A 3,113-nucleotide genomic window follows, 5' to 3' on the forward strand; every position below is an offset into this window, starting at 1 on the left:
CCTCCGTACGGAGGCTGACCGTCGAGCCCCGGCGGGACTTCGTCACCTCCAGTTGCGTCGGGATCCGGCGGCGGAGGTCGGCGACATGGCTCACTATGCCGACGGTGCGGTCCCGTTCGCGCAGCGAGTCCAGCACGTCCAGGACCTCGTCCAGTGTCTGGTCGTCCAGGCTGCCGAAGCCCTCGTCGATGAAGAGGGTGTCCAGCCGGGCGCCGCCCGCCTCGTCGGTGACGACGTCGGCGAGGCCCAGCGCGAGTGCGAGGGAGACGAAGAAGGTCTCACCGCCCGAGAGGGTCGCCGTGTCGCGTGCGCTGCCCGTCCAGGCGTCGATCACGTGCAGTCCGAGTCCGGACCGCTTCCCACCTCCGCTGCGGGCGTCTGAGTGGACGAGGGTGTAGCGGCCCGATGACATGCGCAGCAGCCGCGCGGTGGCCGCCGCCGCGACTTGTTCGAGCCGGGCGGCCAGCACGTACGACTCCAGGCGCATCTTGCGGTCGTTGTCGTTGGACGTGCCGGCGGTGAGCCCGGCGAGTCGGGCCACCCGCTCGTACTCCGTACGGAGGGGCCCGAGGCCCCGGACCTCCTCCTCGGCCCGCCGGGAGAGCCTGGCCAGCTCCGCGCCGCGCTCACGGGCGCCCGCGAGCGCGGTGGACGCGGCGCGCAGGGCCGACTCGGCCGCCTCGTAGGACGTCAGCGCCGTGTCGAGCCGGGCGGGCGGTCGCTCGGCGGCGTCGCGCGCGTCGGACTCGGCGAGCCGGTCGGCGACGGTGGCGGCGTCGGCCTGCCAGTCGTCCATCCGGTGGGTCAGGCCGCGTTGCTCCGCGCCGGACAGCAGCGCGGCCGACGCCGCGCGCGGGGTGTCGAACCCGGCGCGGAACGCGGCGTCCGCGAGTCGGTCGTCGCTCTCCTTGAGCCGTCGGGCGGTGGTGTCGAAGTCCCGTACGGTGTCGGCCGCTTCGGCGAGCAGCCGTGCCCGGTTGGCGAGCCGCTCGGCGTGCGCGGCGACGCTGTCGGCGCCGCCCCGGGCGCGGACCAGTTCCGCTTCGAGGCCGGTCTGTTCGTGGTCGAGCGCCTCGCGCCGGGAGGTACGGGCCGCGACGCGGTTCTCGGCGGAGCGCCGCGCGGTGAGCCGCTCCTCGTGCTCGCGTTCGGCGCGGGCCAGCGCCTCGCGGGCCGCGTGCGTACCGGCGGCCAGGCGGTGTGCCTCCGTGTGCTCGCGGCCCAGGCGCTCGGTGAGCGTGACCAGTTCGGCGACGGTCGATCCGCCGGCCGCCGAGCGGGCCGCCGCGTACTCCTCCCGTACGGAGGCGTGGTCGTGCTCGGCCCGTGTCACGGCCGCCTCGGCTCTCCTGGAGGAGGCGAGCGCGGCGTCCTCCGACGCCTGGTCGACCTGGCCGGCTCCGGCGCGCGCCGGCTCGGGGTGGTCGGCGGAGCCGCAGACCGCGCAGGGCTCGCCCGCGACGAGCCGGGCGGCGAGTTCGGCGGCGATGCCGCGCAGCCGTCGCTCGCGCAGATCGAGCCAGCTCTCCTTGGCGTCGTTGGCGCGTTCGCGGGCGCTGTTCAGGAGGTGCTGCGACTCGGCGGCCCGCGCTTCGAGCGTGTCGCGCGCGCGGGCGGCGTCGAGTTGCCCGCGGGCCGGTTCGAGCTGTCCCGCGAGCTGTTCGGCGCGGGTCGCCGCCTCCTGGGCCGTCTCGACGCGTTCCTGGTGCTGTCGGCGGGCGGTGTCCCAGCCCGCGAGCCAGCCGGCGGCGTCCGCGAGGAGTTCTTCGTCGGCGCGCGCCTGCCGGTCCAGCTCGGCCCGTTCGCGGGTGATTTCCGCGCTGCGCCGCTCGGCGCCCCGGGCGGCGTCGACCCGGCCCAGCTCCTCGATCATCTTGCGCTCCAGCGCGGAGAGATGGTCGGCGCCGCTGTCGGTGAGTTCGGCGGGGAGCCGGGCGCGTGCCCGGTCGCGATCGGCGGCGGCCGTGCGGTGGGCGCGTTCGGCGTCCTCCCGCAGGGCGAGCGCGGGGGCGACCTGGTCGGCCTTGCGGGCGCGCTCCAGCGTGGCGCGCTCCTCCTCGTACTGAGGACGGCGCGCTTCGAGCGCCCCGGCCCGTCGCCGCCCGTCGGCGAATCGCTCCTGGAGTCTGGCCAGTTCGCGCTCGGCGTCGAGCAGTCGCCGCGCGGCGGCCTGCCGGCTCTCGGCGCCCGCGAGGGCGGACTCGGCGATGTCGTGGCGCTCATGGGCCGTGGAGCGGGCGACGGCCGCCCATGCCAGGACGGCGGGGGCGAGGCCGGGATCGCCGGGCTGCCGGGCGGGCAGCGGCTGTTCGAGGCCGGGGCCTGCCGCCTGGGCGAGGCGCTGCGCGACGCCGATCAGCCGCTCGTCCCCGGCGCGCACCTGCTGCTCGGCGGCGCGGCGCAGCTCGGCCAGCCGGTCCTCGACGGCGGCGAACCGGCGGGTGTCGAAGAGCCGGCCGAGCAGCTTGCCGCGCGCCTCGGCGTCGGCGCGCAGGAAGCGCGCGAAGTCGCCCTGCGGCAGCAGGACGACCTGGCAGAACTGCTCGCGGCTCATGCCGAGCAGCTGGCCGATCTCCTCGCCGATCTCCTGGTGGGACCGGCTCAGCGCGCTCCAGCCGGCGCTCTCGGAGTCGTACTCCCGCAGCCAGCTCTGGGCCTTCTCCGTGGTGACGCCGGTGCCGCGCTTCTTGGGGCGGGTCTGCGCGGGGCGGCGGGTGATCTCCAACCGCCGTCCGGCGACGGTCAGTTCGAGCAGGACCTCCGTGTACGTACCGGCCCGGGCGTGGTCGCTGCGCAGGGTGGCGTCCTTGGTGGCGCCGCCCTTGAGCTGGCGCGCGCCCGGCACGGCGTCGTACAGCGCGTAGCAGACGGCGTCGAGCACGGAGGTCTTCCCGGCGCCGGTCGCGCCGTGCAGCAGGAAGATCCCGGCGGCGCCGAGCGTGTCGAAGTCGACCTCCTGGGTGTCGGCGAAGGGGCCGAAGGCGGTGACGGTCAATCGGTGGAGTCTCATCCGGTCACCTCGCGTACGGCGGTGTCGACCCGTACGTGGTCGAAGGCGCCGCGCAGCACGGACCGTTCCCGTTCGTCGGGGCCGGCGCCGCCGCGTACGTGCG

1 protein-coding gene is annotated in these 3,113 nt (G+C 76.0%); it reads right to left on the reverse strand.

Annotation, left to right across the window (positions count from 1 at the left end):
- Positions 1 to 3,010, reverse strand: a 3,010-nt coding sequence (locus BHU15_RS37430; RefSeq protein ID WP_069631138.1) for an AAA family ATPase, incomplete at its 3' end; no start/stop codon positions are given.
- Positions 3,011 to 3,113: the final 103 nt, after the last annotated feature.

This window comes from Streptomyces niveus, assembly GCF_001723055.1.
GTDB classification, from domain to species: Bacteria; Actinomycetota; Actinomycetes; order Streptomycetales; family Streptomycetaceae; genus Streptomyces; species Streptomyces niveus.